The organism is Achromobacter sp., assembly GCF_057314935.1.
Map to the genome: position 1 here is coordinate 1 of NZ_DBHKZA010000164.1, position 5,027 is coordinate 5,027.

The 5,027-nt window shown below is 66.0% G+C and carries 4 protein-coding genes and 1 pseudogene; 2 read left to right on the top strand and 3 right to left on the bottom strand.

Annotation, left to right across the window (positions count from 1 at the left end; all coding sequences use genetic code 11):
• Both ACO6D5_RS29505 and ACO6D5_RS29510 read right to left on the bottom strand, forming a co-directional pair.
• A pseudogene (locus ACO6D5_RS29505) lies at positions 1 to 228 on the bottom strand (hypothetical protein); the annotation flags it as partial.
• A gap of 139 nt (positions 229 to 367) precedes the next feature.
• Positions 368 to 1,255, bottom strand: coding sequence for an FAD-binding protein (locus ACO6D5_RS29510; RefSeq protein WP_485827358.1), 888 nt, complete (start codon positions 1,253 to 1,255; stop codon positions 368 to 370).
• A gap of 44 nt (positions 1,256 to 1,299) precedes the next feature.
• Here ACO6D5_RS29510 and ACO6D5_RS29515 point away from each other — a divergent pair, with 44 nt between their 5' ends.
• Positions 1,300 to 2,460, top strand: coding sequence for a pyridoxal phosphate-dependent aminotransferase (locus ACO6D5_RS29515; protein ID WP_315846192.1), 1,161 nt, complete (start codon positions 1,300 to 1,302; stop codon positions 2,458 to 2,460).
• Positions 2,461 to 2,531: 71 nt separating this feature from the next.
• On the opposite strand, the gene ACO6D5_RS29520 is transcribed toward ACO6D5_RS29515, so the two are convergent.
• Complete coding sequence (locus tag ACO6D5_RS29520; protein ID WP_315846191.1) at positions 2,532 to 3,350, bottom strand: transglycosylase SLT domain-containing protein; 819 nt, start codon at positions 3,348 to 3,350, stop codon at positions 2,532 to 2,534.
• 82 nt (positions 3,351 to 3,432) lie between these two features.
• Between ACO6D5_RS29520 and ubiD the strand changes: the two genes are divergently transcribed.
• On the top strand, positions 3,433 to 4,977 hold the full coding sequence (gene ubiD, locus ACO6D5_RS29525) for a 4-hydroxy-3-polyprenylbenzoate decarboxylase (protein WP_315846190.1): 1,545 nt from the start codon (positions 3,433 to 3,435) through the stop codon (positions 4,975 to 4,977).
• Positions 4,978 to 5,027 lie beyond the last annotated feature (50 nt).

Sequence of the window (5,027 nt, forward strand, 5' to 3'; positions counted from 1 at the left end):
CACCGCGGTGCCGTTGGTGATCACGCCCACCAGGTTGCCGCGCGCGGTGTAGCGGAACACATTGGCCGGATCGGCCACGATCTCCTCACAGGCCGCCGCCACGCCCGGCGAGTAGGCCAGCGCCAGATCGCGCTGGTTGGTCAGCTGCTTGGTCGGCGTGACCGATATTTTGCCGGGGCGCCCATGCTCGTGATATTCAAGGGCGGCTTTGCGAAGGTTGGCATCCATAGGGCGGCTACTGGCTAATTAGGTGAGACACGGAAAGAGGGAGGAATTCTATTCCCATGGCGGGCGGCGCGATACGTCCGCGACGCCTTTCCTCTTATTGGGGACGAGCGGCGAAATCTTACAGCAAGCTGAAATGATGTCAGGATTCACGAGGCAGGAATAAGGGAAAACGACCATCGGGGTCGAACAGCGCCTTGACGCGCCCGTCCAGCCGGGCCGTCGCCAGCCCGGGCGATTCGGCCTGCGGGCCCGTCGCCGCGAAGGCCGGCGCATCGGTCAGCGTCACGCCTTGCACCCAGGCCAGCGTACCGCCGTGCCCCAGCAGCAGGTGCGCCAGGTTCACGGTGGCCGGCGCTTCGGGCTTCAGGGCGTCCAGCCGGTAGCGGCCCAGCCAGTGGTAACCGTCGTGGGTCGCGAAGGCGTCGCCGCCCGACGCCAGCTTGAACAGCTCGGGCACCAGGCTTTGCACCGTGGCCGAGCGCAGCGGCTGCACGTCGGCTTCGCCGAACGGTCCCAGGGATTCCTCGATGCCGTCAGCCAGCATCACCTCCACCGACAGCACGCCCGACGCTGCGCATCGCCCCGCAGGCCACGGCGCCGGCGCCGCCAGCCATTCCGCCAATGTCATGGCACCGGGAAAGCCATCAAATTGCCGCAGTCCGGCCTGGGTCAGCGCCGCCAGCGGCACGCCCGGCTGCGCCCGCCAGCGCGGTGTCTCCCCGGCCAATCGGGCCAGCCCCGTCATGGACGAAGGGTCGATCCGCAGGCGCGGGCCCGCGCCCGGCGCGTAAGGCCCGGTCGCGCCTTCCAGCGTCATGACAATGCGGTACTCCGCGCACAGCGTGCGCGCATGCGCGACATCGGCGTCGCGCGACGGGGTCAAAATGGCCTGCGCCCCGCCGGGCCCGTCTTCACCCAGATCCTGGACCTGCCCCTGGCACAGCAGCTTCAGACGCTGCATGAAGGCCGCCCATGGGGTCTGGACCGGCCTGCGGCCAAGCAGGAAAGCGCGCCGGGATGGCTGCATGACTACAATTCCTTTTTCCGCTACAAAACGCTTTCGAGAATCCAATGCCTCGCCTCGCCACGCGCACCCACGATTTTCTGACTTTCCACGCAGTGGAACTCTTCAAGCAGGGTCAAGCGCTGCAGGCGGCTGGCAAGGACATTATCAGCCTGGGCATCGGCGAACCGGACTTTACCGCGCCCCCTCAGGTCGTGGAAGCGCTGGAACGCGCCGCCCGCGCCGGCCTGAGCGGCTACAGCCCGCCGGCCGGCCTGACGCCGCTGCGCGAAGCCATTGCGCAGTTCTACCATGACAAATTCGGCGCCACGATCAATCCGGCCCGCGTGATCGTCACGGCAGGCGCCTCCGGCGCCCTGACGCTGGCCTGCGCCGCGCTGGTCAACAACGGCGGCGAAGTGCTGATGCCGGACCCCTCCTACCCCGCCAACAGCAATTTCGTGCTGGCGGCAGGCGGCGTGCCGCGGCTGATCCCCAGTTCGGCGCAAAAGCGCTTCCAGTTGTCGGCCCAGGATGTGGCCCAGCACTGGGGCCCGGCCACGCAAGGCGTCATGGTGGCCTCGCCCAGCAACCCCACCGGCACGTCGATCGCCCCTGGCGAACTGGCCGACCTGCTGGGTGAGGTCCGCGCGCGCGGCGGCTTCGCCATCGTCGACGAAATCTACCTTGGCCTCTCTTACGAGGGCGAGCCCCGCTCCGCGCTGACCCTGGACGACGACGTCATCGTCATCAACAGCTTTTCGAAGTATTTCCACATGACGGGCTGGCGCCTGGGCTGGATGATCGTGCCCGAGGACATGGTGGCCCCGGTGGAGAAGATCGCCGCCAGCTTGCAGATCTGCGCGCCGACCCTGGCCCAGCATGGCGCCCTGGCCTGCTTCACGGAGCAGGCAATGAAGACTTTCGAGCACCGCCGCGAAGCGTTCAAGCAACGCCGCGACTACCTGCTGCCCGAGTTCGAACGGCTGGGCATCCAGGTGCCGGTCAAACCGGACGGCGCGTTCTACATCTATGCCGATATCAGCAACCTGGGCATGGACAGCGGCACGTTCTCGCAGCGCCTGCTGCTGGAAGCCGGCGTTGCCGCCGTGCCGGGGCTGGACTTCGGACCCGCCCACGGCGGGCACACCATGCGTTTTTCCTACGCCACCGGCCTGGACCGGCTGGAAGAGGCGGTCGCCCGCATGGGCAAATGGCTGCAGCGCTAAGCCAAAAACAACGCGCGCCCCGATGGCGCGCGCGTTGTGGTCCTGCTTTGCTGCCAAGAATAGGCGCGGGATCAGTCCCGGGCCAGTGCAATGCCTGACGCCAGCGCCAGGCGCCGGCGTTCAGCCTGCACCTTGGCGCCGTAGCCGTTGTCGTCCGGCCCCGTGGATCCCACGTAGCAGGCCAGGCCGCCATCGATGGAACCGCGGCGGTTGATGCAGTCGCGCAAGATCGTGGCCCCGACGCCGATATTGGCGACCGGGTCCAGCGCCGTCTTGCCGACGGCGTCGAACTTGTCCTGGTGCACGCTGGTCATGACCTGCATCAGCCCCTGCGCCCCCACATGGCTTTCGGCCAGGGGGTTGTAGCGGGACTCGATGGCGATCACGGCCAAGACCAGCAGCGGGTCAAGCTGCTTGTCGCGGCTGACCTTGTACACGGTGTTCAACAGCGGACCGGTGGCGTCATACGCCACCTTGTATTTGCGCGAGATATAGTTGCGCAATGCTTCGGCCTGCGGACCGGTCGCCACCGTGGCGGGTTTCTGCGGTGCCGGAGGCGCGACGCGGGCTGGCCCCAGCATGCCGGTGGCATTGCTGGCGGGAGCGGTTGGAACGGCCATGGCAATTGCCGACGCAGTGTCGGAACCTAATTCGGTACCGATTTCGGAGTCGGTGCCGGATTGCATGGATGAAGGCGCTAGGGCGGTCAACAAGGCTTTGTGCACTTGCAATGCCTGATCGCGCAAACCAGGCAGGGCAAATCCCATGCTTACCGTCACAATCACCGCGATGCCCAGATAGACTGAGCAGATACGCAAGGACTCGGCAAGATATTCGTGCACTCCTTGGGCCATGTTCCTGAACAGGCTGGCCACTGACGCATCGGGCATAAAAACCTCCTGCGTGAAAAAGAGGGAGTCAATGTTAACCTCTCTTTCACCCCAAAATGTAACCAAATCGCTGGGATCTGTAGTGAAATACCGCGACCTTAGAGACTTCCTCGCCCAACTTGAACGGATGGGCGACCTGAAACGCATTGCCGCGCCGGTGTCCACCCGGCTGGAAATGACCGAAATTTCCGACCGCGTCCTGCGTGCCGAGGGACCGGCCCTGCTGTTCGAAAAAGCCCAGCATGACGGCAAGCCGGCACAGATGCCGGTGCTTACCAACTTGTTCGGCACGCCGTCTCGCGTGGCCCGCGGCATGGGCGCCGACAACGTCAGCGCCCTGCGCGACATCGGCGAATTGCTGGCATCCCTGCGCGAACCCGAAGCGCCCAAGGGTTTGCGCGACGCGCTGGCCAAGGTATCGATGCTGAAGGCCGCCCTGTGGGACATGAGCCCCAAGAACGTCAAAAGCCCGGCCTGCCAGGAAGTGGTCTGGGAAGGCAAGGACGTGGACCTGACCCGCCTGCCGATCCAGACCTGCTGGCCCGGCGACGTGGCCCCGCTCTTGACCTGGGGCCTGGTGATCACGCGCGGCCCCAATGCCAAGCGGCAGAACCTGGGCATCTACCGCCAGCAACTGCTGGGGCCGAACAAGCTGATCATGCGCTGGCTGTCGCACCGCGGCGGCGCGCTGGACTTCCGCGACCACGCGCTGGCCAACCCCGGCACGCCCTTCCCCATCGCCGTCGCATTGGGCGCCGACCCCGCCACCACGCTGGGCGCCGTCACCCCGGTGCCCGACAGCCTGTCCGAATACCAGTTCGCCGGCCTGCTGCGCGGTTCGCGCACGGAAGTGGCGCAGGCGCTGGGCAGCAACCTGTCGGTGCCCGCGTGGGCCGAAATCGTGCTGGAAGGCCACCTGCTGCCGTCGTCCGACCCGCGCGCCGTGAAACCCGTGGTGCCCGAGGGCGTCAACCCGCCGCCCAACAGCGACTACGAAATGGCGCTGGAAGGCCCGTATGGCGACCACACCGGCTACTACAACGAGCAGGACTGGTTCCCGGTGTTCACGGTCGAGCGCATCACGATGCGCCGCAACCCTATCTACCACTCGACCTACACCGGCAAGCCGCCCGACGAGCCCGCCGTGCTGGGCGTGGCGCTCAACGAAGTCTTCGTGCCCCTGCTTCGCCGCCAACTGCCGGAAATCGTGGACTTCTATCTACCGCCCGAAGGCTGCAGCTATCGGCTGGCCGTGGTGTCGATCCGCAAGCAGTACGCGGGGCATGCCAAGCGTGTCATGTTCGGCCTGTGGAGCATCCTGCGCCAGTTCATGTACACCAAGTTCATCGTGGTGGTCGACGAAGACATCAACCCGCGCGACTGGAAGGAAGTGGTGTGGGCGATGACCACCCGCATGGATCCCGTGCGCGACACCCTGCTGGTCGAAAACACGCCCATCGACTATCTGGACTTCGCCTCTCCCGTTTCCGGACTGGGCGGCAAGATGGGCCTGGACGCCACGAACAAGTGGCCCGGCGAGACCCACCGCGAATGGGGCACCCCCATCACGATGGACGCCGACGTCAAGAAGCGCGTGGACGACCTGTGGGGCCAGTTGGGCCTGTAAAGACCGCAGGCCGCAAGCGGTCGGCGCAAAGAAAAACCCCGCTTGGAGAA